We start from the raw sequence: 25,516 nt of genomic DNA, 5'->3' as shown, positions 1-25,516 counted from the left end.
GGTAATGTGCCTGTCCGGCACGGCTTCGGGTATCCAGCCGTCTCTCCATCCCTAACCAGGTCTTAATCTATCGGCTGTAGCGCTGGGCGGGCAAAATCCCGTTCCGGAGTCCACCGCCTTGACCTCAGACCTGCCGACGCCCGGTGCGATCGCCGCCACCGTCGACCTCCCGGCGAGGCTTCGTGTGTTCGATTTCGACGGTTCGCTGGCGTCGGCGAGCCGCGAAGTCTGGGAGGCGATCGGCCCCGAGATCAATGTCGTCTCCAAGGCCTATTGGGAGCAATGGCTGCGCTGTTTCTCCGACGAACGGATCTGGGCGCCAAGCGAGACCGAGAAGATGATCGAGATCGGCTGCACATTTTTGCAGAACCGGTTCCTCGACACCGCCGGCCGGAGCTGGATCGAGTCGGTCGAGCGCTCGGTTGCCGCCGCCTACGCCGCAGACGTGTCGCCGATGGCGCTGCTGTCGATGATCAGCGCGAGCGACCGTGCCGCGCTGGACGTGCTGATGCGCCGGGTCGATCGGGAGGGGGCCAAGCTGCCTATGTTCATCGACACCCTCATGCGGCTGTCGGCGCTGGAGGGCGAGATCACGGTCGCCATCTACAACGCCTACAGCGCCTATTCCGCGCAGCGCGCGCGCGACAGGCTGGCCGCCGAGTTTCGCGACGGTATCGCGGCGATGGTCGAAACCGCGACGAACGAGGGGCATAGCCTGCGCGAGCAGACGGTGCGCAGTTCGGCGTCGACGCGCGCGGTGCTGGGCAAGGCGAGCGAAGTCGCCGCTGCCGCCGAGCAATCCGCGGTGGCGATGCGCGAGGCCGCGCAGACCGCCGCCGGCCTGATCCGCGCGATCGAGGATGCGCGGACCGAGGTGGAAGCTGCCGCCGAAATCGCGACGCGCGCCTCGAGCCAGGCAAGCCAGGCGGTAGGCATGTCCGAAACGCTGAGCGATCATGCGAAATCGATCGAGTCGATCCTGGGCCTGATCCGCGACATCGCCGGCCAGACCAACCTGCTTGCCCTCAACGCGACGATCGAGGCCGCGCGGGCGGGCGATGCGGGCCGCGGGTTCGCGGTCGTGGCACAAGAAGTGAAGTCGCTCGCCAACCAGACCGCGCGGGCGACCGACGACATCGCCGCCAAGATCGCGGCGATCCAGTCGGCAACGCGCGGCACCGTCGAGACCAATGCGAGCATCAAGGCGACCGTCGCCGAGGTGCAGGAGAGCGCGGACCGTATCCGTTACGCGATGGAGGCACAGGCGCAGACCGTGACCGCGATCACCGCCGCCGTCGACGAGACCGCGCTGGCCGCCGATTCGATGTCCACCACCATCGCCGCGATCCGCGAGGACACCGAAACCGTCGCGAGCGAGATCGACGGGGTCGGTCGCGGCTTCGACGTGCTCGACGGACGCCTCAGCAACCTGAAGAACAGCGCCGGCGATTTCGTCGCCAAGGTCGCAGCATAACACCCCCCTGGCGGGGCCTGGGAGGGGCCATGACGGTATCGAGCGCGGCCATGACGGCCATCCGCAAGACGAACGGCGGCGAGAGCGATCGCCCGCCTCAACCGACGATCGGATGGGGCGGCGACACCCGCTCGTTGCGCGAACGCGTGCGCGACTATGACTGGGACGGGATCATCGCGCCGACCTGCGCCGCGCTCAGCGACCTGCTGAACGCCGATGACGATCGCCGGATCGCTGAGACGTTCTGGCGGCATTATCTGTCGCTCGACGCCACCCGCCATGTCGCCGCGCACTTCACGCCAGAACGGCTGGAGCGGCACATCGCGACGAGCGCGCGCTATGCCCGGCTGAAATTCCAGTCGCCGTTCGACGAGGGCTGGAAGGTGATGGCGATCAGCCACGCCGACGACTGCCGAAAATCGGGCGTTCCCCTGCCCGCGCTGCTCTCCGCGCTGGCGTTCGCGCACAGCGTCACGCTGAATCTCGTCTGCGACCGGCTGGGCGACGACACCTCGCCGATGCGAACGCTGGGCGATGTCGTCCAGCGGCTTGCGCTGATCGAAGCGGACATCATGGCGTCGCATCTCGGGGCGACCGATGCCGCCGACGCGCAACGCGACCGGCGCACGCGCGCGCTGGCGTTTCGCGACAGCATCGCCGCGTCGATCGAGGGCACCGCCACGCTGGGCGCGCGCATCCGCGTGCAGGCGGTCAACGCCTCGTCGTCGACCCGCGGCGTCCTGGGGAAGGCGAGCGAAGTCGCGGCGGCGGCCGAGCAGTCCGCGGTGGCGATGCGCGAGGCGGCACAGACCGCCGCCGGGCTGATCCGCGCGATCGAGGACGCGCGCACCGAAGTGGAGGTCGCGGCGGAAATCGCGAACCGCGCGTCCGTTCAGGCGGGCGATGCGGTCGGCATGTCGGAGGCGCTCAGCGATCACGCGAAATCGATCGAGTCGATCCTGAGCCTGATCCGCGACATCGCCGGCCAGACCAACCTGCTCGCGCTGAACGCGACGATCGAGGCGGCGCGCGCGGGCGATGCCGGGCGCGGGTTCGCGGTGGTGGCGCAGGAGGTGAAGAGCCTCGCCAGCCAGACCGCGCGGGCGACCGACGACATCGCCGCCAAGATCGCTGCGATACAGTCCGCGACGCGCTCGACCGTGGCGACCAACGCCTCGATCAAATCAACCGTGGCCGAGGTGCAGCAGAGCGCCGACCGGATCCGCTATGCGATGGAAGCGCAGGCGCATACCGTGACCGCGATCACCGCGGCGGTCGACGAAACCGCGCTGGCCGCCGATTCGATGTCGACGACGATCGCCGCGATCCGCCAGGATACCGAGGCGGTGGCGGCGGAGATCGACCTGCTCGGGCAGGAGTTCGGCGAAGTCGACGACCAGTTGGGCGTGCTGCGCGGCGCGGCGGATGGGTATTCGGCGAGCGTGGCCTGAGGAGGGTAAAGGTAGAATGGGTTCACGCGGACACGCGGAGACGCGGAGGGTCCGGCGGAACCGCAAGTTCTTCAAAACTCGCGTTGTCCTACGCGTCGCCTGACCGACACGCACTCTCTCCGCGCCTCCGCGTCTCCGCGTGAACCATTCCTTCTTCGGCTTGGTGACGGATACGGCCTGCGGCGCTAGAGCGCGGGGATGACCATTCTTCTTACCGGCTCCAGTCGTGGTATCGGCGCGGCTATTCATGCGGCACTGACCGACGCTGGCGCTTCCGTCATCGGACATGGGACCGCTAGCGGTATCCCGGCCGACTTTAGCGATCCTGCGGGACCGACTGCGTTGTGGAACGCTGCGCTGGAGCAGGCTGGCGGCGCGATCGATGTGCTGATCAACAATGCAGGCGTGTTCGAGGCGGCGCCGCTCGCCGATGACGACTGGACCGCGCAGTGGGAGCGGACGATGCGGATCAACCTTACCGCGTCGGCCGAGCTGTGCCGGTTGGCGGTGCTGCACTGGCAGGCGCGCGGGTTTGGTGGGCGGATCGTCAATATCGCGAGCCGGGCGGCGTATCGCGGGGATTCGCCGGCGCACTGGCATTATGCCGCGTCGAAGGCTGGCATGGTGGCGATGACCAAGACGATTGCCCGGGGATATGCTCGGGAGGGCATTCTAGCGTTTGCGGTGTGTCCGGGGTTCACGATGACCGGGATGGCGGAGGATTATCTGTCGAGCCGGGGAGGCGATGCGTTGCTGGCGGACATTCCGCTGGGGCGGGTTGCTGCACCGGAAGAGGTTGCGGCGGCGGCGAAGTTTCTCGCGTTGGAGGCGCCGGCTTCGATGACGGGGTCGGTGATCGACGTGAATGGGGCGAGCTATGTCCGATAGTTGGAAGCTCACCCTCCCCTGCACGCGGGCGGAGGCGGAGGCGATCGATGCGAGTGGCGAGCTGACGATCGACGGCGTGTTGATGACGACGGAGGAGATCGAGGATGACGTCGAATCGTGGCGGCTCGATGCGTATTTCGAGCATGAGCCGGCGGCCGAGACGGTCGCGGCGGTGCGCGCGCTGGTGCCGAGTGCGGCGGGGGCCGAGATCGCGGTCGAGCGGTTGGGCGATGCGGACTGGGTGACGATGAGCCAAGCTGGGCTCGAGCCTTTGTCGGTCGGGCGGTTCTTCGTGCACACCGGGGCGCATGCGGGCGCGGTGCCGGCGGACAGGCGGGCGTTCCTGATCGAGGCTAGCCGGGCGTTCGGGACGGGGCATCATGAGACGACGAGCGGGTGTCTGGCGATGCTCGACGGGTTGGCGGATGCTTCGTTTGCGAACGTGATCGATATCGGGACGGGGACGGGGTTGCTGGCGTTTGCGGCGGCGCATCTTTGGCCTGGGGCCAGGGTGATGGGGACGGATATCGATCCTGTCTCGATCGATGTGACGGCTGAGAATGCGGCACTTAATGGGGTCGAGGGGATCGATCTGGTGGTCGCGGACGGCACGCTGGACGATGCGATCGTGGTTCGCGCGCCGTATGATCTGGTGATCGCGAATATTCTTGCCGGGCCACTGGTGTCGATGGCGCCGGAGATCGCTTCGATTTCGGATGTCGGGGCGACGATCGTGCTGGCCGGGTTGCTGGAGACGCAGCGGGCGGGGGTTGTCGCGGCGTTTGAGGCTTGCGGGTGTTCGCTCGAGGCGGTCGACCGGCGGGGGGATTGGAGTGTGCTTCGGTTGCACGCTGGGGCGGAGAGGTTTGTGGCGGAGGGGCCGTTTGATCCCAAGGGGCGCGATGGGTGGGCGCTGGATATTTGAGCGCTGCGGATATTTGAGTAACTGCCCTCCCCCCAGAAGAGTGTTCCCCCGCGAAGGCGGGGGTCCAGTCTGGGCCCCCGCCTTCGCGGGGGAACAGGTTGGTGAGGGTTGTCTTTACCCCACCTCCGGCACCACCCCGGCGGAGGCCGGGGCCCAGTTGGGTGAAGCTTTGAGATAGAATGGCACCGCTATCCCAACTGGGCCCCGGCCTTCGCCGGGGTGGTGGCCTCCCCTGGGTGGTGGCCTTTGTGAGCGAAGCTTACGCGGTCTCAGCGGATGCCTTCGACGTCGCGTAGTCCTGCGTGCCCTCGGTGATCATCACATCACCCGGCTCGATCTGCGCGACCGGGATATCCGGGAGTGCCTTCAGCTCTTCGTACAACGGCGCAAAGTCAGTCTCTACCGTCAGCCGCAGCAACTCCTCGAAGCTCGGGATTACGAAGTAGTTCTGCTGGAAATCGTCGATCCGGTATTCGGTCCGCATCACCCGGGCGAGGTCTAGCGCGATGCGGTTTGGGCTCGGATCGTCGAGCGCGAAGCGGGTTTCCGCGTAGCTGGAGACGATGCCCGAGCCGTAGATGCGCAGGCCTTCGGGTTCGGCGATCAGGCCGAACTCGACCGTGTACCAGTAGAGCCGTCCCAAGTATTTCAACGCGTCCAGCCCCAGCGCACGCTGGCCACCGCGGCCGTAGGCGGCGAGGTAGTCGGCGAAGACCGGGTCGGCGAGCATCGGCACGTGGCCGAACACGTCGTGGAAGACGTCGGGTTCCTGGAGATAATCGAGCTGGTCGGGGCGGCGGATGAAGTTGCCGGCGACGAACCGGCGATTGGCCATATGATCGAAAAACACGTCGTCGGGGACGAGGCCGGGGACCGCGACCACCGACCAGCCGGTGAGCTTGGTCAGGCGCTCGGACAGCTCTTCGAAATCGGGGATGCCGGGTTTCGACAGCTTCAGCACGTCGAGCCCGCGCAGCCACGCGTTCGACGCGCGGCCGGGAAGCAGCTTCGACTGGCGCGCGAACAGCGTGTCCCAGGTCGCGTGATCCTCCGCGGTGTAATCCGCCCAGTTCTGCGGGATCGTCCAGTCGGGCGCGCCTTCGGGCGGGGTGCTCAGCACATGTGTGTCATTGGCCATGCGGCTGGTCTAGCATGACGGAATGAAGACGGAAACGCGTTGGGTTAAGTCGATTTTATGGGCGGTCGCGGCGGTGTTCGGGGTGGTCTCGAGCTATGCGGTAGCGGGGCTGGTTGGTGGGTCGATCCCGAGCAATCGCGACTGGCGGGCGCCGGCCGAGGGCGTGCATATCTTCGTCGAGAGCAACGGCGTGCATACCGGGATCATCGTGCCGAAGGTGGCCGCCGGGGTGGACTGGCGCGAGGTGGCTCGGGCGGAGGATTTGCGCGATCCGCGGTATGGCGCGTTCGATCATGTGGCGTTCGGGTGGGGGGAGAAGAGCTTCTATCTGGAGACGCCGACCTGGGCTGATGTGAAATTGCGGACCGTGGTCGGCGCGGCGTTCGGCAGCACGCGGACGTTGATGCATGTCGATCATCTGCCGAGGCCGCGTGCGGGGGATGGGGCTCGCGAGATCGTGGTGACGCCGGCTCAGTATCGGCGGTTGGCGGCGTATATCCGGGCGAGCTTTCGCGATGGGGGTGCGCGGTATCGGGGGTATGCCGGGTATGACGCGTTTTATGAGGCTAACGGGCGGTATAGCGCGGTGCGGACGTGTAATGCGTGGACGGGGGATGCTCTGCGGTTTGCGGGGGTGAAGGTGGGGTGGTGGACGCCGTTTCCGGTTACTGTGATGGGGTGGTTTTGAGCTTGTTCTCCCGCGAAGGCGGGAGTCCAGACTGGGCTACCGCCTTCGCGGGAGAACAAGGAAAGAGCCACCACCCCGGCGTAGGCCGGGGTCCAGTTGGGGGACGTTGCTGACTGAGCGCAGCGCTACGTTACTCCTGTTTCCCAACTGGGCCCCGGCCTTCGCCGGGGTGGTAGAAGGGAGGTCAGCTCCCCGCGCGGTACCCTTGGTACTGGCCGCATTCCGAGCGCTGCGGGTCGCGCTTGCAGCGCTTCGCCAGTTCCTTGCGCTGCTTGCCTTCTTCGGCTTCCTGCTTGCGCATCTTCTTGCCGTAGTTGCGGTCCGATTCTTCCTGGCTGGTCGTGGTCCAGTCGACTGCCTTGCCGGCGACCTGGAACGGTGCCTTCACGATCGAGGTTGCGGTGCTGATGCAGCCATTTACGAGGAACGGCAGCACCGCGAGTACGGGAAGAACCTTACGCATTTACTTCACTCCTGCGCGGGACCGATCGCGCGCCTGGCTCCCGTATAGCGGAAAGTCGGTGAAGAAACCGTCGATACCTTGTGCAAGGCCTGCGTCGATCTCGGCGGCGATGTCGCCGTGCGCCGCGGGGTCGGTGCCGCGGCGGAAGCGGGTCGGTTCGAAGTAGTTTTCGGCGCGGTAGGTCCAGGGGTGGACGCGCAGACCCGCCGCGTGCGCGTCGGCGACCAGCGTCGTCGGGGTCGCGTCGGTCCAGAGCATGCTCTTGTTCGGGCCGATACCGTAGGCGTAGGCGGCGACCGCCTTCAGGCCTTCGGGCGTGATCATCGCCTTGTAGCTCGGCTGCGCGCCATCGGCGGGACCGCCCTCCCCGTCCATGAGCTGGATCAGGCGGACCTTGGTCATTGTGTGGAGGCGCTGGAGGTTGGCGACCTCGAACGACTGGATGAAGACCGGCGCTTTGGCCGAATCCCAGCCAGCCTCGCGCAGTTCGGCGACCAGCTTCGCGTCGGTCGGGTGGCCGATCTTCGCAAAATAGGTCGGGTGCTTGGTCTCGGGATAGATGCCGATCGTCCGGCCCGTCTCGGTGGTGCGGCGCTTGGCGAGCGCGATGATCTCGGCGAGCGTGGGGATCTGGAACTGGCCGTCATAGGCGGTGTTCGCGGGGCGGAGCTTGGGCAGGCGCTCCTTCGCGCGCAGCGTCTTCAGTTCGGCGAGCGTGAAGTCCTCGACGAACCAGCCGGTCATCGTCTGGCCGTCGATCGTCTTGGTGGTTTTCCGGCCTGCGAACTCGGGATGGTCGGCGACGTTGGTCGTCTCCGCGATGTCGTTCTCGTGGCGCGCGACGAGGACGTCGTCCTTGGTCGGCACCAGATCGGGCTCGATGAAGTCCGCACCCTGGTCGATCGCGAGCGAGTAGGCCGCCAGCGTATGCTCTGGGCGGAGACCACTCGCACCACGGTGTGCAATGACGATCGGGGGCGACAATCGGGGAGAAGCTGGCGTCATCGCCGCAGCTTGCCCGCTTGCCGCGACGAGCGCCAGCGCGCCGATGTGTGAGAGCTTGTCGCAATAGGAAACGATCGGTCGCATCGGCGTTGAGTCCTCGAAATCCGTACATTCCCGGCACATTCAACCAGGGGCATCCCCATGCATTTCACGATCAATGGTCAATCATATGACGCCGAGCCCGATATTCGCACGTCGGTGCTCGACCTGTGCCGCGAGCATCTCGGGCTGACAGGCTCTAAGAAGGGCTGCGATCATGGCCAGTGCGGCGCGTGCACGGTGCTGATCAACGGGCGCCGCGTCAATTCCTGCCTGACGCTCGCGGTGATGCACCAGGACGACGAGATCACGACGATCGAGGGCATCGGCCAGCCGGGCAATCTGCACGCGTTGCAGGACGCGTTCGTGCGGCACGACGGCTATCAGTGCGGCTATTGCACACCAGGGCAGATCTGTTCAGCGGTCGGCATGCTCGACGAGGTCAAGAAGGGCTGGGCCAGCCATGCGTCGGGCGACCTGACCGATCCGAAGTTCGACGATGCCGAGATTTCCGAGCGGATGAGCGGCAATCTGTGCCGCTGCGCCGCGTACCCGAACATCGTCGATGCGATCCGCGAAGTCGGCGGTGCCGAGCCCGCCGGCCGGACCGCGGATGAGAAGGATGCCGCGATGGAAGCAAACGCGCGTGGGGAGCTGGTGGCATGAAGACCTTCACCTACGAGAAGGCCGCGACGCCCGAGGGTGCGGTCAAGGATATCGATACGGCGGGCGCGAAGTTCATCGCGGGCGGCACCAATTTGCTCGACCTGATGAAGTTGCAGGTCGAGACGCCGGACAAGCTGGTCGACATCTCGAGGCTCGATCTCGCGAAGATCGAGGAGCGCGAGGATGGCGGGCTGACGATCGGTGCGCTGGTACCGAACAGCGATCTCGCCGCTGATCGCCGTGTCGTCGCCAAGTACGAAGTGCTGAGCCGCGCGTTGCTCGCCGGTGCCTCGGGTCAGTTACGCAACAAGGCGTCGACCGGGGGCAATCTGCTCCAGCGGACGCGGTGCTATTATTTCTACGACACCGCAGCGGCGTGCAACAAGCGTGAGCCGGGTAGCGGCTGTTCGGCGATCGGTGGCTTCAATCGCATCCTCGCCGTGCTGGGGACGAGCGAGCATTGCATCGCGACGCACCCTAGCGACATGGCGGTGGCGATGCGTGCGCTCGACGCGACGATCGTGACGCTGAAGGCGGACGGCGATCGTCGGCGGATCTCGATCCACGACTTCTATCGCCTGCCGGGCGACACGCCGCAAATCGAGAACGCGCTCGAAGCGGGTGAACTGATCACGCACATCGAGCTGCCGGCGCCGGTCAAGGGCAAGCAGGAATACCGCAAGGTCCGCGATCGTGCATCGTATGCGTTCGCGCTCGTCTCGGTAGCGGCGATCGTCGACGTGCAGGACGGCGTGATCGCGTCGGCCTCGCTCGCGTTCGGTGGCCTCGGGCCGATGCCGTGGCGCAACCCCGCGGTCGAGGCGGCGCTGGTCGGCAAGGCGCCGTCCGATGCCGTGTTCGAGGCTGCGGCGACTGCGTTGCTGGCCGATGCCAAGGGCTATGGCTCGAACGACTTCAAGATCCCCCTCGCCCGTCGCACGCTGATCGCGACGCTGCGCAACGTCACGGGAGCATAAGCATGTTTGGTCTTGGCACCACGAATAGCCTGACGATGGACAAGCCGCATCCGGACAGTCTTCTGGATACGGGCGTCCAGGGCGTCATCGGCAAGCCGCTCGACCGGGTCGACGGTCCGCTGAAGGTCACCGGGACGGCGACCTATGCCGCGGAATACCAGTTCGCGAACATGGCGTATGGCGTGCTGGTCGGGACGAAGATCTCGGCGGGCAAGGTCGTTTCGATCGACGTCGATGCGGTGAAGGCGATCCCCGGCGTGATCGACGTCGTCACCGACTTCGACCAGTTCATCCGCGTCTCGGCGCAGGGCGGCGCGACCGACGCGCCGACGCAGGGCGTTAAGGACATCGCGTTCTTCGGCCAGATCGTCGCGATCGTGCTCGCCGAGAGCTTCGAGGTCGCGCGCGATGCCGCGGCGCGCCTGCCGATCGAGTATGACGAGGCCGAGGGCCAGTACGACTTCGCCGCGCATCGCGACAAGACGCGGACCCCGCCGGACGATGCGACGCCCGCGCATTTCAAGCAAGGCGATGTCGACAAGGCGATGGCCGAAGCGGCGGTGACGATCGATTCGACCTATGTCACGCCGAGCCAGAATTCGGCGGCGATGGAGCCGCATGCCTCGACCGCGGTGTGGGAAGAGGACGGCTCGCTGTCGCTGTACGGCGCGTACCAGATGCCGACGTCGGATGCGCAGCAGCTCGCGAAGTCGCTAGGGCTGTCGGAGAAGAAGGTGCGGATCATCGCGCGCTATATCGGCGGCGGGTTCGGGTCGAAGCTCGGCATCGCGCCCGAGAGCGTCGCGGCGGCGATCGCGGCGAAGCAGCTTGGCCGTCCGGTCAAGGCGGTGATGTCGCGGCCGCAGGTGTTCGAGGCGACCGTGCGACGGTCGAATACCGAGCAGCGCGTGCGGCTGGCGGCGGATGCCGACGGCAAGTTGCTGGCGATCGGCCACGAGACGCTGACGTCGAACCAGCCGACCGAGGATTATTTCGAGCCTGCGGGTATCGGCACGCACCTGCTGTACGGTGGCGAGAACCGGCTGATCACGCATGAAGTGGTCGACGTGAACTTCGTGCTGTCGGGCTCGATGCGCGCGCCGGGCGAGGCGGTCGGGATGCTTGCGCTCGAGGGCGCGATGGACGAGCTCGCCGAGAAGCTCGAGATGGATCCGATCGAGCTGCGCAAGCGCAACGATCCGAAGATCGACCCCGAGAAAGACGTGCCCTATTCGTCGCGCAACCTGACGCGTGCGCTCGACGAGGGCGCGAAGAAGTTCGGCTGGGACAAGCGCCAGAAGGCCAGGTCGCGCCGCGAGGGCGAGTGGCTGATCGGCATGGGCGTCGCCTCGGCGGTGCGCGGCAACATGATGATGGAATCGTCCGCCAAGGTCGAGATCCACCCGGACGGCTCGGCAACGGTGTCGTCGGCGATGACCGATATCGGCACCGGCAGCTACACGATCCTGGCGCAGATCGCGTCGGAGATCCTGGGCATCCCGGTCGAGAACATCACGATGTCGCTGGGCGATACCAACGATCCTCCGGCGGCTGGTTCGGGCGGTTCGTGGGGTGCGGCGTCTTCGGGTACTGCCGTGTATCTCGCGTGCGAGATGCTGCGCGGGAAACTGGCCAAGGCGGCGGGAGTCGACGAGGACGGCCTGACGCTGAAGGACGGCAAGGCGATCGGCGATAACCGCTCGACGCCCATCCGCGAGCTGGTCGGCAAGGGTCTCGAGGCTACCGGGCATATCAAGCCGGGCAAGCAGGAGAAGGAGACGTCGCAGGCCGGGTTCGGAGCGCATTTCGCCGAGGTCGCGGTCAACGTGATCACCGGCGAGACGCGGGTGCGACGGATGCTCGGGTCGTTCGCGGCGGGGCGTGTACTCAACGCGAAGACCGCCCGGTCGCAGTGTCTGGGCGGGATGACCTTCGGGATCGGCACCGCGCTGACCGAGGACCTCGTGCATGACACGCGGACCGGCAAGCTGGTGAACCACGATCTCGGCGAATATCACGTGCCGGCCAATGCGGACGTGCCGCAGATGGACGTCCACTTCGTCGACGAGCGCGACATCCATGCGAACCCGATCCACGCGAAGGGGATCGGCGAGCTGGGGATCTCGGGTGCTGGTGCTGCGGTGGCGAACGCGGTGTATAATGCGACGGGGATCCGGGTGCGCGAGTTCCCGATCACGCTGGATAAGCTGCTGGATCAGTTGCCGGCTGTTTGAGGGCTGACCTGAAGTAGGGCACCGCTCGAATAATTCCCCCCCCGGCGGAGGCCGGGGCCCAATTGGGAAGGCTTTGATAACGGAGGATTGTCCGCCGTTACTCTCGTTCCCCAATTGGGCCCCGGCCTTCGCCGGGGTGGTGTTGGGGGGATGCGTGGCGCCCTCGTCAAACACCCCCACCCTACCCATATCCTTCCCTCCACCCGAGGATCGCAGAATGAACGAACACGTGATGGATGCGGCGTTTCGGCCGGGTGGTCTCGACCGCGCCAAGCAGGGCGTTCTCGGGCTCGGGCTCGACCGGGTCGAGGGGCCGGCGAAGGTCACCGGCGTGGCGGACTATGCGTATGAGGGCACGCCCGACGGCATCGCCTATGCCGCGATCGTCGGTACGCCCGTAGGCAGTGGGCGCATTCTCGGCATCGACGTCAGCGCCGCTGAGGCGTTGCCCGGTGTCATCGCCATCATTCACAACGATCCGCGCATGCCGGCCGGCGAGTCCAACTCTCGCGCGATGCCGATGTTCGATACCGACGTCATTCTCCACCTCGGCCAGCCGGTCGCGATCGTCGTTGCGGAGGACCAGGCGATCGCGCGCGATGCCGCGGCACTGGTCGTGGTCCGCACCGAAGCGGGCGAGGATCGGTTCGATGTCGAGGCGCAGCCGGTCGACACCGCGCCGAAGATCGGCTTCCTGCCGCCGATCGACAATGGCGATCTCGACGCGGTGATGGCGGACGCGGCGGTGACGTTCGACCGGACCTACACGACGCCCGTGCACTTCCCCGCCGCGCTGGAGCCGCACGCGACCACTGCGTGGTGGGAGGGCGACAAGCTCACCGTGCGGTCGAGCAACCAGGTGATCGGCGGGGCGCGCAAGACGATCGCGAAGGCGCTAAAGATCGACGCGGACAAGGTGCGCGTGTTGGCGCCGTATGTCGGCGGCGGGTTCGGGGGGAAGACCGGCGTCGGTCCCGAGGCGATCCTCGCGGCGATCGCGGCGGAGGTCGTCGGGCGGCCGGTGAAGGTCGCGCTGCCACGCCGCCAGACTGCGTACATGGTGCATCACCGCTCCCACACTACGCAGCGCATCCGGATCGCGGCCGACGCAAACGGCGTGATCCTCGGCATGGGGCATGAGAGCGTCGTCGCGCAGAACGATGATGGCGAGTTTCTCGAGCCGGTGCCGTTCGGGACGCTGCCGCTGTACCGAGGCGACGCGCGGCGGTTCAAGACCGACCTCGTGCGTGTCGACCTGCCCGCGAGCGGTGCGGTGCGGGCGCCGGGCGAGGCGGTCGGGACGTTCGGGGTCGAGTGCGCGATGGACGAGCTGGCCGAGCAGCTCGGGATCGATCCGATCGAACTGCGGCGGCGCAACGAGCCGGAGACCGATCCGGTGAGCGGCAAGCCGTTCTCCACGCGGCGGATGCTCGATTGCTACACGCAAGGCGCCGAGCGGTTCGGCTGGCCGGCGAACGTGCCGGCGCCGGGGTCGGTGCGCGACGGCGATTGGCTCGTCGGGATCGGCATGGCGGCGAGCTTGCGCGGCAACTTCACCGTCGAAGCGCAGGCGCGCGTGCGGCTGGAGGCGGATGGCCGTGCGACGGTCGAGTGCGACATGACCGATATCGGCACGGGGACGTACACCATCCTCGCGCAGACCGCGGGCGAGATGCTTGGGCTACCGGTGGCCGAGGTGAACGTGCGGCTCGGCGATACCGACTTCCCGCCGAGCGCGGGGTCGGGCGGGTCGTTCGGTGCCGGCAGCGCGTGTTCGGCGGTGGTGCTCGCGTGCGAGGATATCCTTGGCGAACTGGCGCTGCGGATGAACGCCGCGCCCGAGGATCTGAGCCTGCACGATGGCTGCGTGAGCGCTGGCGGGCGATCGGTGAAGCTTGCCGATCTCGTGCGTGGTGAGCCGATCGTGGCGATGGGCAAGACCGGGCCGGGGGCCGAGAGCAAGCGCACCAGCCAGGCTAGCCACGGCGCGCACTTCGTCGAGGTCGCGGTGAACGCGGTGACGGGCGAGACGCGCGTGCGGCGGATGCTGGGCGTGTTCGATGTCGGACGGGTGCTCAACCGCAAGACGGCGACGAGCCAGATCACCGGCGGGATGGCGTGGGGAATCGCCTATGCGCTCAGCGAGGAGGGCATCGTCGACACGCGGACGGGGGCGTTCGTGAACCCCGATTTCGGCGAATATCACGTCGCGGTGAATGCCGACATTCCGCAGCTGGAGGTGCATTTCATCGAGGAGATCGACGACTCCGCGAACCCGGTGGGGGCGAAGGGCGTTGGGGAGCTCGGGATTTCCGGCGCGGGGGCTGCGGTGGCGAATGCTATCTACAACGCGACGGGGGTGCGGGTTCGGGAGTTTCCGGTGACGCTCGACAAACTGTTGGCGGGTTTGCCCTCGATTTAAGAGCTGTTCCCCCGCGCAGGCGGGGGGCCAGGGTTTCAAACGGAGCGTTCGTGGCTCCTGGGCTCCCGCCTTCGCGGGAGAACGAGAAGAGAGACAACATGGCCGAAAACGATAGCGTGCTCGCTGCTGCGAAGACCTGGAAGGGCGAGAAGATGGCGATCGCCACGGTCGTCTCGACCTGGGGCTCCGCGCCGCGGCCCAAGGGTAGCCACATGCTCGTCCATGCCGATGGGCGGTTCGAGGGATCCGTGTCCGGCGGCTGCGTCGAGAGCGATATCCTCGCCACCGCCGCCGAGGTGATCGCGGGCGCGCCGTTCCAGGTGCGCAACTACGGCGTGGCGGATGCGGCGGCGTGGGAAGTCGGGCTGCCGTGCGGCGGCGAGATCGCGGTGATGGTGCAGCCGGTGTCCGCCGAGGGGTTCGATCCCGAACTGTTCGACCGGATCGCGGATGCGCGCGACCAGGGCGATGCGCTGACGGTGACGACCGATCTCGCGACCGGACACAGCGATGCGCGGCCGTTGGAGACGGGCGAGGTGTTCGTCAACCGCTACGACCCGCCGCGTCGGCTGCTGATCGTCGGCGCGGTGCAGATCGCGCAGGCGCTGGCGGGGCTCGCGCGAGAGCTTGGGATCGAAACCGTAGTGATCGATCCGCGCGCGCGCTTCCTGACCGAGGAGCGGTTTCCGGGCGTGACTCTCGACGACCGCTGGCCGGACGAGGCGATTGCGGCACTCCGCCCAGGCCCCTCGACCGCAGTGGTGACGCTGAGCCACGACATCAAGATCGATGACCCTGCGCTGATCGCGGCGCTCGCGTCCGATGCCGCCTATGTCGGTGCGCTCGGCAGCCGCAAGAGTCATGCGGCGCGGCGCGAGCGGCTTGCCTCGGAAGGCGTTACGGCGGAGAACATCGACCGGATCGACGCGCCGGTCGGGCTCGACATCGGCGCGATCGGACCATCGGAAATCGCGCTGTCGGTCGCGGCGGCGATGATAGGAGCGTTCAATGATCGCCGCTGAAAACGTCTTCCTCATCCTCCTTGCGGCCGGGCGCTCGGAGCGGTTCGGCATCCCGAACAAGCTCGAAGTGCCGTTCCTCAACAAGCCGCTCGGGATGCACGTCGTCACCGCGTTCGAGAACATTCCGTTCAAGCGGCGGCTGGTCGTCACCGACGGCTGCAAGCTCGACTTCATCAGCCATCATTTCGAGGTGGTGCATAACGACGATCCGTCGTCGGGCATGTCGCAGTCGGTGAAGCTCGGCGTACAGTGCGCCAAGGATGAGGGCGCGGAGGCGGTGCTGATCGCGCTGGCGGACATGCCGCGGGTGACCGCGGCGCATATCTACCGGATGCTCGATGCCGCCGACAGCGCGGATGCGGTGGTCGCGTCGAGCGATGGCGAGAAGCCCTCGCCCCCTGCCCTGTTCGGGCGCGAGCGGTTCGATTTCCTGCTGACGCTGGACGGCGATGCGGGCGCGCGCGATCTGGTGAAGGCGGGGCGGCACGTCGTGACCGCGCCCGCCGAACTGATCGACATCGATACGCCCGAGGATCTGGACCGGCTGCAGGCGCTGGTCCACGATCCCAAGGCGGCGATCACTCGTGCCTTAACGCGTCGATAGGGTTCATCGCCGCCGCGCGTCGTGCCGGGAAATAGCCGAAGACGACCCCGATCACTGCGGAGATCGCGAACGCGAAGATGTTGATCTCGGGCACGAACAGCCACTGAACCTTGATCAGCGGCGCGATGATCGCGATCGCAGCCTGCGCGACGATCAGCCCGATGACGCCGCCGAGGCACGACAGCGCGATCGCCTCGACGAGGAACTGCAACAGCACCTCGCGTGCAACCGCGCCGATCGCGAGGCGGATGCCGATCTCGCGCGTGCGTTCGGTCACCGACACCAGCATGATGTTCATGATGCCGATCCCACCGACCACCAGGCTGATCCCGGCGACCGCGGCGACGATGCCGGTCAGCAAAGTCGTGGTGCCGGTCAGCGTGTCCGAAATCTGCTTGGTATCGAAGATGTTGAAGTCGTCGGGCTTGTCGCCGGTGATGGTACGGCGTTCGCGGAGCAGGTCAGTGATCCCGGCCTGCACGGTGCTGGTGGAGAAACGCTCGTCGACGCCGACCAGCATCAGGCGGATATCGCGGTTGCCGGTGAAGCGCCGCTGGACCGCCTTGATCGGCATGACCACGGTGTCGTCCTGATCGCCGCCGAACCCGGCCTGGCCGCGCGTGGTCAGCACGCCGATCACGTCGCAGCTGATCGGGCCGATACGGAAACGGTGGCCGACCGGATCGCCGCCGGGGAACAGGTTTTTCGAGACGGTATTGCCGATGATGCAGACCGCGGCACCGGCGCTTTCCTCGACCGGCGTCCAGCGGCGCCCCGAGGCGAGCGGCCAAGGCTGGACCTGGAAGATTGTGTCGGTGGTGCCGTTGATCGTGGTCGACCAGTTGGCGCCTTCGTAGATCGCGGTGGCGGTGGCGCTGGCTTGCGGCGCTACCGCGGTGACGCCGGCGATCTGGTTGGCGATCGCGGCGACGTCCTCGGGCTTGAAGTCGGGCGGACGAGGGCCGCCACCGCCACGACCGAAGCCCTGGCCGGGGCGGACTTGCAGGATGTTGGTGCCGAGCGCGGAGATCGACTGCTGGACGGCGGCGGTGGTGGCCTTGCCGAGCGTGACCATCGTCACCACCGCGCCGACGCCGATGACGATCCCGAGGATGGTGAGGAACGACCGCAGGAGGTGGCGGCGGATCGAGCGGAGCGCGAGGACGAGGGTGGTGCCGAACATTATCGCGTCGCTCCGGTGTCCAGGACGCTGCACTGCTGCTCCCCTTCCGCTTGCGGGAGGGGTTGGGGGAGGGGTTCGCCCCACCGACCGGACGCCAGTACGTACGTCACGCCCTCCCCTGACCCCTCCCGCAAGCGGGAGGGGAATGCTTCGCGGGCGCCGCTCACGACTCCACGCTTTCGCCTTGGCGGTGCTGGCTTTCGATGCGTTCCACCAGGCCGTCCTTGAAGTGGACCACCGTCCGCGCGAACGCCGCCATGTCGGGTTCGTGCGTGACCATCAGGACCGTGATGTTCTTCTCCGCGTTCAGTCGCGTGAGGAGTTGCATGATCTCTACCGAGCGTTCGCTGTCGAGATTGCCGGTCGGCTCGTCGGCGAGCAGCACATCGGGGCTGGTCACCAGCGCGCGGGCGATCGCGACGCGCTGTTGCTGGCCGCCGGAGAGTTCTGCCGGGGTATGATCCCACCAGTCCGCGAGCCCGACCGTGTCGAGGCTCGCCATCGCCGCGTCACGGCGCGCGCGCTTCTCGTCGCCGCGGTAGAGCAGCGGCAGTTCGACATTCTCCAGCGCGGAGGTGCGCGAAAGGAGGTTGAAGCCCTGGAACACGAAGCCGAGATATTTCCGGCGGAGCAGCGCGCGCTGGTCCCGGTCGAGCGTCTCGACGTGGTGGCCGCGGAACAGGAAAGTGCCGTCGCTCGGCACGTCGAGGCAGCCGAGGATGTTCATCGTCGTCGACTTGCCCGACCCCGACGGCCCCATCACCGCGACGAAATCGCCCGCCGCGATGTCGAGGTCGACGCCCTTGAGCGCTTGGAACATCGTCGCGCCCTGCCCGTACGTCTTGGTGACGCCGCGCAGGGTGATGAGCGGTTCGGCGGTGAGCGGCGCGTTACTGGCCACCGCCCCCACCCTTGCTCGCGCCGCCTGAGCGACGTGCGCCGCCACTGCGCTTGGCGTCGTCGCCGCCGCTCGCCAACTGGCCGGTGATGACCTGCGCGCCGGGCTGGAGATTGCCCGACAGGACTTCGGTCATCGTGCCGTTGGTGTCGCCGGTGGTGATCTGCACCGGCTGCGGCGTGCCGTCCGCGCCCTTGACGTAGATCGTCTGCTGCGCCCCGCGAGCGACCGTCGCGGTGCGCTCCGCACCGCCGCCACGGCGCGGACGGAAGGTCAACGAGCCGGCGATGCCACCGCCTGCGTCGCCGGACGCCGCCGTCGGCTTGAAGCGCAACGCGGCGTTCGGGACGAGCAGGACGTTGCGCTTGTCCGACGTCACGATGTCCGCGGTCGCGGTCATGCCGGGGCGCAGCGTCAGCGACTGATTACCCACCGTCAGGTCGGCTGCGTACGAGACGACCTGCCCGGTGGTCGAGGTCGCGGTGGTCGAGGTCGACGAGGTGGCCGAACTGACCGTCAGGTTCGAGCCGAGATCGACCCGGCTGATCGTCGCGGGGAAGGTCTGTCCGGGGAACGCGTCGACGGTGAAGCTGGCCTTCTGGCCGATCTTGACCTCGCCGACGTCGGCTTCGTCGATCGCGACCTCGAGCTTCATCTTGGTGAGATCTTCGGCGATCACGAACAAAGTCGGCGTATTGAACGACGAGGCGACGGTCTGGCCGGGATCGATCTGGCGCGCGAGCACCACCCCCGTCACCGGCGAGCGGATGATCGCGCGGGCACGCTGAGTCTGGTTCTGCGCGAGGAGCGCGCGGCTGGCGACGACGTTGGCCTCCGCGACCTTCTGCGCCGCGACCGCACGCGCGTAGTCGGCGCGGCCGGTCTGGAGTTCGGTCTTCGACGGCACGCGACCACCCGACAGGCGCGAAACCTCTTCGAGACGGTTCAACTGCGCGCGCGATTCCGCGACGGTGGCCTGTGCCTGCGCGACCTGCGCCTGATTCGCCGCGAGCTGTGCACTGGTCTGGCGGATCTGGTCGTCGAGCTGTTCGGGATCGATCAGCGCGAGCGGTTGCCCTGCGGTGACGCGGTCGTTGACGTCGACGACGACCTTGGTGACGAGGCCCGACAGCTGCGAGCCGACCGTGACCTGCGTGGTCGGGGCGAGCTTGCCGGTCGCCGAGACGCTGACGGTCAGGTTGCCGCGTTGCGCCGCCTGCGTCGAATATTGCGTCTGCTCCTTCGCGCCGAAGCACTTGGCGAGCAGCAGGCACAGTAGGACTACGCCGACCGCGATCACGACCCACTTCACATAGCGTTTCCAGGGGGCCTGCGGCTTTACGCCGAGGAAGTCGTCGATCGATGCGTCGGCCATCAGCGTGCCTCTGGATTGGATATGGGCGCTTGCGGGATCACGGTGGAGTCCCAGCCGCCGCCGAGTGCGGCATAGAGTGCGATCAACGCGGTCGCGGCATCGGCGCGCGCCTGCGTCGCGCCATTGCGCGCGGACAGGAGCGCGGTTTCCTGCTGGTTGAGCGTGGTGAAATCGGTGAGGCCGGTGCGGTACTGGCTGCGGCTGAGGATCGCGGAATTGTTCGACGCGTCGAGCGCGATCGCGAACTGGCGCTCGCGTTCCTGCGCGGCCTGCAAGGCGACGACGGCGTTCTCGACATCCTCCAGCGCGGTGAGGATTGTGGATTTATAGAGCGCCAGCGCACCGTCGGCGGCGGCTTCGCTGGTGCGGACCTGGCTGCGCAGACGGCCGCCGTTGAAGATCGCCTGCGTCAGCCCGGCGAAGAGGCTGCCGGTGATCGCGTCGCCGATGTTGCCGATCGAGGTCGCGTTGGTGTTCAGATTGCCGGTGATCGCGAGCGCGGGATAGAGCTGCGCCTTGGCCACGCCGATCCGCGCGGTGGCGGCGGCGAGCGCGCGTTCGGCGGAGCGGATGTCGGGGCGCTGGCGCAGCGTGTCGGCGGGGATGCCGACGCCGACCGCGGCGGGGCCGGTCGGGATCGCCTTCACCGGCGCCATCATCGCCCGGAGCGCGCCGGGCGCCTGCGCGGTCAGCACGCCGATGCGGGCGACCGCGGCGGCATATTGCTGGTCGAGGCTGGGGATCGTCGCGGCGGTCTGCGCGCGCTGGGCGCGGGCCTGTTCGGCGTCGACGCTGGAGACGAGGCCGGCTTGGACGCGGAAGCCGGCGATCTCGAGATTGTCGTCCTGGATCGCGAGCGAGGCGCGGGAGTTGGCGAGCTGCTGCTGGTACGAGCGCGCGAGCACGTAATTGCGCGCGACCTCGCTTTCGACGGAGATGAGGACGGTGGCGTAGTCGTAGCCCGACGCGGCGTACTCCGCGCGGCTGGCCTCGACGGTGCGACGGATCTCACCGAAGACGCCGACCTGGTAGCTGGCGCTGGCGCCGAGCGTGAAGCTGTTCGCGCCGCCGCCGCCGGTGTCGACGACGGTGCCGTCGGGCAGCGTGAACGACCGCCCGCCGCCGCGGACGTTCTCGTTGCGCTGGTAGCCGGCCGAGCCATTGACCGTCGGGAGCAGCGACGCGCGGTTCTGGAGCAGGCTTTCGCGGGCCTGGCGGAGGCGAGCGACCGACTGCGCTATGTCGAGGTTCGCGGCGGCGGCCTGCTCGACGAGCTGGCCCAGGACGGGGTCGTCGAACTTCTGCCACCAGCGGGTGAGGTCTTCGGGCTTGGTTTCGGGGGTGACCGAATACGCGTCGGGGACACCGAGCTCCGCGGCGGCCTTGGGATGGTAGTCTGGGCCGACGGTGCAGCCGGCTAGCAGGACGGCCGCGGATACGGGTGCGATGAGGAGGGCGCGGACGCGGGACATGGGCGGCAGGCATGACCAAGCGGCTGGGGCTAGTCCAGCGGTTTTGTGTCGCGAGGTGTCGCAGGTGGGGTGGATTGGAGGGGTGGCTTCATCTAGCGCCGTCCACGCGAACTTGCCTGGCCGCTATCCAGAAGGGACGTTGATGCGCTGTAACGCGGACCACCCCCCGCTGCTTGTTCTCCCGCGAAGGCGGGAGCCCAGTCTGGGTCCCCGCCTTCGCGGGGAAACAATGTTTGCAGGCCTCAAGGATTGAGATGTGCATCCTTTAGCACCCCCCGCTTTAGCACCTCCCCGGCGGAGGCCGGGGCCCAGCTGGAACGTCTGAGGTAATAGCGCGCAACGTGCTTCATTGCCGTCCCCCAACTGGGCCCCGGCCTTCGCCGGGGTGGTGGGATGGGATAACTTTCGTGGCGTTTATCGCAGCCACCCCACCCCACCCCGAAATTCGAACCGCACCCGTTCCAATTTTGCAGTGCAGCGGAACGTAGCGGCGGCGCTATGGGTTCAGGGATGATGCTAGCCGAACGCCAGCCCGCGACTGATGTCCTCGCGCCGCCCCTTGCCGTGCCCGACGCCGTGAGCCTTTTCTTCGATTTCGACGGGACGCTTGTCGACCTTGCCGCGACGCCGGATGCGGTTGTGGTGAGCCAGACGCTGCTCGATACGCTCGATACGCTCGCCGAGCGCTTCCCCGGTCGCGTCGCGATCATCAGCGGGCGGTCGATCGCGCAGCTCGACGCGATGCTCGGGCGGCACGCGCATTTGTTTGCGGTCGCGGGCAGCCACGGGGCCGAGACGCGCACGCCCGACGACGGTCATGTCGCCGCCGAGCGCCCCGCCTCGCTCGAAGCCGCCGCCGACGCCTTTCGCGACTTCGCCGAGGCCAACGGTCTCGTCTACGAAGCCAAGAGCCTCGGCGCCGGGCTGCACTACCGGATGGCGCCGAACTTCGAACCCGCCGCCGTCCGCCTCGCCGAGGACCTCGCCGCTACCCACGGCCTTACGCTCCAGCGCGGCAAGATGATGGTCGAACTGCGCACCCCCGGCGACAAGGGCGCCGCGCTCCGCGACCTGATCGCCGCGCCGGCGATGGCGGGCAGCGTGCCGTATTTCTTCGGCGACGACGTCACCGACGAGGACGGGTTCGAGGCCGCGCGCGACCTTGGCGGGGCGGGCGTGCTCATCGGTGAACAACGGCCTACCGCCGCCACCTACCGCCTGAACGACGTTGCCGCACTTCGCGACTGGATTGCTGCCATATTGGAAACACCCACGTTGGAAACACGATGACCGCACCTACCCAAAAAGCCGACATGAACCTGTGGCCGATCGGCAATTGCCAGGTCTCCGCGCTGATCGACAAGACCGGCACGTTCGTCTGGGGCTGCGTGCCCCGCGTCGACGGCGACCCGGCGTTCTGCGCGCTGCTCGGCGGCGATGCGCCCAAGACCGGGTTCTGGGCGATCGAACTCGAGGGCGGTGCGAAAACCACGCAGGCGTATATCCGCAACACGCCGATTCTGGTCACGCGGCACGAGGACGAGGCCGGCAACGCGGTCGAGGTCATCGATTTCTGCCCGCGCTTCGTGCGCGAAGGCCGCACCTATCGCCCGACCAGCTTCGTGAGGATCGTCAAGCCCGTGGCCGGCTCGCCGCGCATTCGCGTTAGGATGCGGGTCGCGACGAACTGGGGGAAGCCGACCGAGCACACGCAGGGCTCGAACCACATCCGTTTCCTGATGGACGACCAGACGCTGCGGCTGACCACCGATGCGCCGGTCGGGCATATCGTCGGCGAGAACTGGTTCCGCCTCGAGCGCCAGATGCACCTGTTCCTCGGCCCCGACGAGAGTTTCGCGGGCGTGCTGCACGAGGCGGCCGAGGCGATGCTGTCGCGGACCAAGGACGAGTGGCGGCACTGGGTGCGCGGGCTCGCGACTCCGGTCGAGTGGCAGGACGTCGTCATCCGCGCCGCGATCACGCTGAAGCTGTGCCAGCACGAGGAGACCGGCGCGATCGTCGCCGCGCTCACCACCTCGATCCCCGAGCATGAGGGGTCGGAGCGTAACTGGGACTATCGCTACTGCTGGATCCGCGACGCCTATTATACCGTTCAGGCGCTGAACCGGCTGGGTGCGCTCGACGTGCTCGAGGGCTATCTCGAATATCTGCGCAACATCGTCGACGCGTCGAAGGGGGGCCATGTCCAGCCGCTCTACGGCGTCGGCGGCGAGGCGACGCTGGTCGAGCGGATCGAGAGCGACCTGCCCGGCTATCGCGGCATGGGTCCGGTCCGCGTCGGCAACCAGGCGTACGAGCAGATCCAGCACGACGCGTACGGCCAGATCATCCTGTCCGACGTCCAGGCGTTCTTCGACAAGCGGCTGTTCCGGATGTCGAGCGAGGAGGATTTCAAGAGCCTCGAACTGGTCGGCGACCGCGCGTGGGAGACGTACGACAAGCCCGATGCCGGGCTTTGGGAGCTGCGGACCAAGGCGCATGTCCACACCTATTCGGCGGCGATGTGCTGGGCGGCATGCGATCGGCTGGCGAATGCGGCGGAGGTTCTCGGGCTCGAGGATCGCCGGACGTTCTGGGAGGAGCGTGCGAACACCATCCGCACGACGATCGAGCAGTCGGCGTGGCGCGAGGATACGCAGCGTATCTCGGCGACGTTCGGTGGCGACGACCTCGACGCGAGCCTGATCCAGCTGCTCGACCTGCGCTTCTTCGCGCCCGACGATCCACGCTTCCAGTCGACGCTCAAGGCGGTCGAGGAAGGGCTGCGGCGTGGCAGCCACATGCTGCGCTATGCGACCGAGGATGATTTCGGCCTGCCGCACACCGCGTTCAACGTCTGCACCTTCTGGCTGATCGAGGCTCTGCACGCGACCGGCCGGACCGCCGATGCCCGCGCGCTGTTCTGCGAGATGGTCGCGCGTCGCACCCCTGCCGGGCTGCTGTCGGAGGATATCGACCCGAATACCGGCGAGCTGTGGGGCAATTATCCGCAAACCTATTCGCTGGTGGGGCTGATCAACTGCGCGGTCCTGCTCAGCAAGCCGTGGAGTGCCGTCCGATGAGCCGCCTCGTCGTCATCTCGAACCGCGTCCAGTCGGTCGATGCGCCTTCGGGCAACCAGGGCGGCCTCGCGGTCGCGTTGCTCGCTGCTTTGCGCGAAAAGGGCGGGGTGTGGTTCGGCTGGTCCGGCTCGACCACCGAAACCTTCACGGGCCACATCAATTTCCAGCAGGGCAAGGGCGTCACCACCGCGACGATCGATCTCGAAGAGCAGGATTTCGACGAATATTATAACGGCTATGCGAACCGCACGCTGTGGCCGCTGTTCCATTACCGGATCGACCTGACCGAGTTCGAACGCGATTTCTCCAGCGGCTATGCTCGCGTGAACAAGCGGTTCGCGGAGACGGTGCTGCCGTTGATCGAGCCCGAGGATCTGGTGTGGGTTCACGACTATCACCACGTCCCGCTCGGCCAGGAACTGCGCAAGCTGGGCGTCGAGAACAAGATCGGGTTCTTCCTCCACATACCGTGGCCGCCGATGGCGATGCTGCTGTCGCTGCCGAGCCACCGTGCGCTGGTCGAATCGATGTTCGCGTACGATGTCATCGGCTTCCAGACGCAGGACTGGCTCGACAGCTTCCTGCATTACGTGACGAGCCAGCTCGACGGCGTGGTCGGCGAGGATGGCTGGGTGACGGTCGGCGACCGGACGATCAAGGCGATCACGACGCCGATCGGGATCGAGACCGCGGACTTCGAGAAGTCGGCGAACAGCGACGCCGCGCGGCATGCCAAGGAGCGGATGTACATGTCCGCGACGGGCCGTAGCCTGATCGTCGGGGTCGACCGGCTAGATTATTCGAAGGGGCTCGCCGAGCGGTTCGCGGGGTATGAGCGGTTCCTCGGGTCGCATCCGGACCGGCGCGGGCTGGTCTACATGCTGCAGATCGCGCCGCCTTCGCGCGAGAAGGTCGACACGTACCAGGAGATTCGCGCGAACCTCGATTCGATGTCGGGGCGGATCAATGGCGAATATTCGGACATCGACTGGACGCCGATCCGCTACGTCAACCAAGGCTTCCCGCGTGACGTGCTGGCCGGGATTTACCGCGCGGCGCGCGTCGGGCTGGTGACGCCGTTGCGCGACGGGATGAACCTCGTCGCGAAGGAATATGTGGCGGCGCAGGACCCCGAGGATCCGGGCGTGCTGGTGCTGTCGCACTTCGCGGGCGCGGCGACGCAGTTGAAGGACGCGGTGCTGGTCAATCCGTACAGCCCCGAGGAGATGTCCGACGCGATCGACCGGGCGCTGAAGATGCCTCTCGCCGAGCGTAAGGCGCGCTGGGAGAAGCTGATCGACAACGTCCGCAAGGAGGACGTGATGTGGTGGTGCGAGCTGTTCATCACTGCGCTCGAGGCGGTGCCGGAGCACGTCGAGGCGTAATTCAATCCTCCCCCGCCAGGGGGAGGTGGCTGGCACTTGCCAGACGGAGGGGGAGGACACGGAACGCACGTGGCGCGTGCCTCCCCCTCCGTCGCCTTCGGCGCCACCTCCCCCTGGCGGGGGA

At 67.2% G+C, this 25,516-nt stretch carries 21 protein-coding genes; 14 read left to right on the top strand and 7 right to left on the bottom strand.

Annotation, left to right across the window (positions count from 1 at the left end):
- The first annotated feature begins 130 nt into the window (after positions 1-130).
- The 4 genes from O6Y00_RS03030 (at position 131) to O6Y00_RS03015 (ending at position 4,738) form a co-directional block, all read left to right on the top strand.
- On the top strand, positions 131-1,474 hold the full coding sequence (locus O6Y00_RS03030; RefSeq protein WP_353441397.1) for a methyl-accepting chemotaxis protein: 1,344 nt from the start codon (positions 131-133) through the stop codon (positions 1,472-1,474).
- A 50-nt stretch (positions 1,475-1,524) separates the two neighbouring features.
- On the top strand, positions 1,525-2,925 hold the full coding sequence (locus tag O6Y00_RS03025; protein WP_353441396.1) for a methyl-accepting chemotaxis protein: 1,401 nt from the start codon (positions 1,525-1,527) through the stop codon (positions 2,923-2,925).
- A 198-nt stretch (positions 2,926-3,123) separates the two neighbouring features.
- A complete protein-coding gene (locus O6Y00_RS03020) occupies positions 3,124-3,813 on the top strand; it encodes an SDR family NAD(P)-dependent oxidoreductase (protein ID WP_353441137.1) in 690 nt (229 codons plus the stop codon).
- Positions 3,803-4,738 (top strand): 50S ribosomal protein L11 methyltransferase, encoded by a 936-nt coding sequence (locus O6Y00_RS03015; RefSeq protein WP_353441136.1) that lies wholly within the window; start codon positions 3,803-3,805, stop codon positions 4,736-4,738. The genes O6Y00_RS03020 and O6Y00_RS03015 overlap by 11 nt, the downstream gene beginning before the upstream one ends.
- A gap of 259 nt (positions 4,739-4,997) precedes the next feature.
- Here O6Y00_RS03015 and phhA read toward each other — a convergent pair whose 3' ends face one another.
- Positions 4,998-5,876: a phenylalanine 4-monooxygenase gene (gene phhA, locus O6Y00_RS03010; protein WP_353441135.1), complete on the bottom strand. Its 879-nt coding sequence runs from the start codon at positions 5,874-5,876 to the stop codon at positions 4,998-5,000.
- A 22-nt stretch (positions 5,877-5,898) separates the two neighbouring features.
- On the opposite strand from phhA, the gene O6Y00_RS03005 reads away from it, so the two are divergent.
- Positions 5,899-6,564, top strand: coding sequence for a TIGR02117 family protein (locus O6Y00_RS03005; protein ID WP_353441134.1), 666 nt, complete (start codon positions 5,899-5,901; stop codon positions 6,562-6,564).
- A 184-nt stretch (positions 6,565-6,748) separates the two neighbouring features.
- Here the strand turns inward: O6Y00_RS03005 and O6Y00_RS03000 are convergent, their stop codons facing one another.
- On the bottom strand, positions 6,749-7,027 hold the full coding sequence (locus O6Y00_RS03000; RefSeq protein WP_353441133.1) for a hypothetical protein: 279 nt from the start codon (positions 7,025-7,027) through the stop codon (positions 6,749-6,751).
- Positions 7,028-8,032: a glycerophosphodiester phosphodiesterase gene (locus O6Y00_RS02995; RefSeq protein ID WP_353441395.1), complete on the bottom strand. Its 1,005-nt coding sequence runs from the start codon at positions 8,030-8,032 to the stop codon at positions 7,028-7,030.
- Between the two features lie 141 nt (positions 8,033-8,173).
- Here O6Y00_RS02995 and O6Y00_RS02990 point away from each other — a divergent pair, with 141 nt between their 5' ends.
- The 6 genes from O6Y00_RS02990 to O6Y00_RS02965 all read left to right on the top strand — a co-directional run bounded on the left by O6Y00_RS02990 (position 8,174) and on the right by O6Y00_RS02965 (position 15,996).
- The gene (locus tag O6Y00_RS02990) at positions 8,174-8,737 is read left to right on the top strand and encodes a 2Fe-2S iron-sulfur cluster-binding protein (RefSeq protein WP_082441359.1); all 564 of its coding nucleotides are present in this window, start codon (positions 8,174-8,176) and stop codon (positions 8,735-8,737) included.
- Positions 8,734-9,714 (top strand): FAD binding domain-containing protein, encoded by a 981-nt coding sequence (locus O6Y00_RS02985; RefSeq protein ID WP_353441132.1) that lies wholly within the window; start codon positions 8,734-8,736, stop codon positions 9,712-9,714. The genes O6Y00_RS02990 and O6Y00_RS02985 overlap by 4 nt, the downstream gene beginning before the upstream one ends.
- A gap of 2 nt (positions 9,715-9,716) precedes the next feature.
- On the top strand, positions 9,717-11,948 hold the full coding sequence (locus O6Y00_RS02980; protein WP_353441131.1) for a xanthine dehydrogenase family protein molybdopterin-binding subunit: 2,232 nt from the start codon (positions 9,717-9,719) through the stop codon (positions 11,946-11,948).
- 217 nt (positions 11,949-12,165) lie between these two features.
- A complete protein-coding gene (locus O6Y00_RS02975; RefSeq protein ID WP_353441130.1) occupies positions 12,166-14,370 on the top strand; it encodes a xanthine dehydrogenase family protein molybdopterin-binding subunit in 2,205 nt (734 codons plus the stop codon).
- Positions 14,371-14,468: 98 nt separating this feature from the next.
- A complete protein-coding gene (locus O6Y00_RS02970) occupies positions 14,469-15,392 on the top strand; it encodes an XdhC family protein (RefSeq protein ID WP_107964075.1) in 924 nt (307 codons plus the stop codon).
- Positions 15,379-15,996 (top strand): nucleotidyltransferase family protein, encoded by a 618-nt coding sequence (locus O6Y00_RS02965; RefSeq protein WP_056060724.1) that lies wholly within the window; start codon positions 15,379-15,381, stop codon positions 15,994-15,996. Before O6Y00_RS02970 ends, O6Y00_RS02965 begins: the two co-directional genes overlap by 14 nt.
- Here the strand turns inward: O6Y00_RS02965 and O6Y00_RS02960 are convergent.
- The 4 genes from O6Y00_RS02960 to O6Y00_RS02945 all read right to left on the bottom strand — a co-directional run bounded on the left by O6Y00_RS02960 (position 15,971) and on the right by O6Y00_RS02945 (position 20,924).
- Positions 15,971-17,179: an ABC transporter permease gene (locus O6Y00_RS02960; protein WP_353441129.1), complete on the bottom strand. Its 1,209-nt coding sequence runs from the start codon at positions 17,177-17,179 to the stop codon at positions 15,971-15,973. The genes O6Y00_RS02965 and O6Y00_RS02960 overlap by 26 nt on opposite strands.
- 163 nt (positions 17,180-17,342) lie before the next feature.
- Positions 17,343-17,999: an ABC transporter ATP-binding protein gene (locus O6Y00_RS02955; protein WP_243643425.1), complete on the bottom strand. Its 657-nt coding sequence runs from the start codon at positions 17,997-17,999 to the stop codon at positions 17,343-17,345.
- Between the two features lie 70 nt (positions 18,000-18,069).
- A complete protein-coding gene (locus O6Y00_RS02950) occupies positions 18,070-19,452 on the bottom strand; it encodes an efflux RND transporter periplasmic adaptor subunit (protein WP_332754303.1) in 1,383 nt (460 codons plus the stop codon).
- Positions 19,452-20,924 carry an efflux transporter outer membrane subunit gene (locus O6Y00_RS02945; protein ID WP_353441128.1) on the bottom strand — a complete coding sequence of 491 codons (1,473 nt, stop codon included), beginning with the start codon at positions 20,922-20,924 and terminating at the stop codon, positions 19,452-19,454. Before O6Y00_RS02945 ends, O6Y00_RS02950 begins: the two co-directional genes overlap by 1 nt.
- A 576-nt stretch (positions 20,925-21,500) precedes the next feature.
- On the opposite strand from O6Y00_RS02945, the gene otsB reads away from it, so the two are divergent.
- The 3 genes from otsB to O6Y00_RS02930 are packed head-to-tail and all read left to right on the top strand — an operon-like array spanning position 21,501 to position 25,392.
- On the top strand, positions 21,501-22,214 hold the full coding sequence (gene otsB, locus O6Y00_RS02940; protein WP_353441127.1) for a trehalose-phosphatase: 714 nt from the start codon (positions 21,501-21,503) through the stop codon (positions 22,212-22,214).
- Entirely contained in the window at positions 22,211-24,007 is a 1,797-nt protein-coding gene (locus O6Y00_RS02935) for a glycoside hydrolase family 15 protein (RefSeq protein WP_353441126.1), read from the top strand. The genes otsB and O6Y00_RS02935 overlap by 4 nt, the downstream gene beginning before the upstream one ends.
- Positions 24,004-25,392: an alpha,alpha-trehalose-phosphate synthase (UDP-forming) gene (locus O6Y00_RS02930; protein WP_056060743.1), complete on the top strand. Its 1,389-nt coding sequence runs from the start codon at positions 24,004-24,006 to the stop codon at positions 25,390-25,392. Before O6Y00_RS02935 ends, O6Y00_RS02930 begins: the two co-directional genes overlap by 4 nt.
- Positions 25,393-25,516 lie beyond the last annotated feature (124 nt).

It is taken from the genome of Sphingomonas faeni, from assembly GCF_040407565.1.
Lineage (GTDB): Bacteria > Pseudomonadota > Alphaproteobacteria > Sphingomonadales > Sphingomonadaceae > Sphingomonas > Sphingomonas faeni_F.
This window is presented reverse-complemented; position numbering and strand designations above follow the sequence as displayed.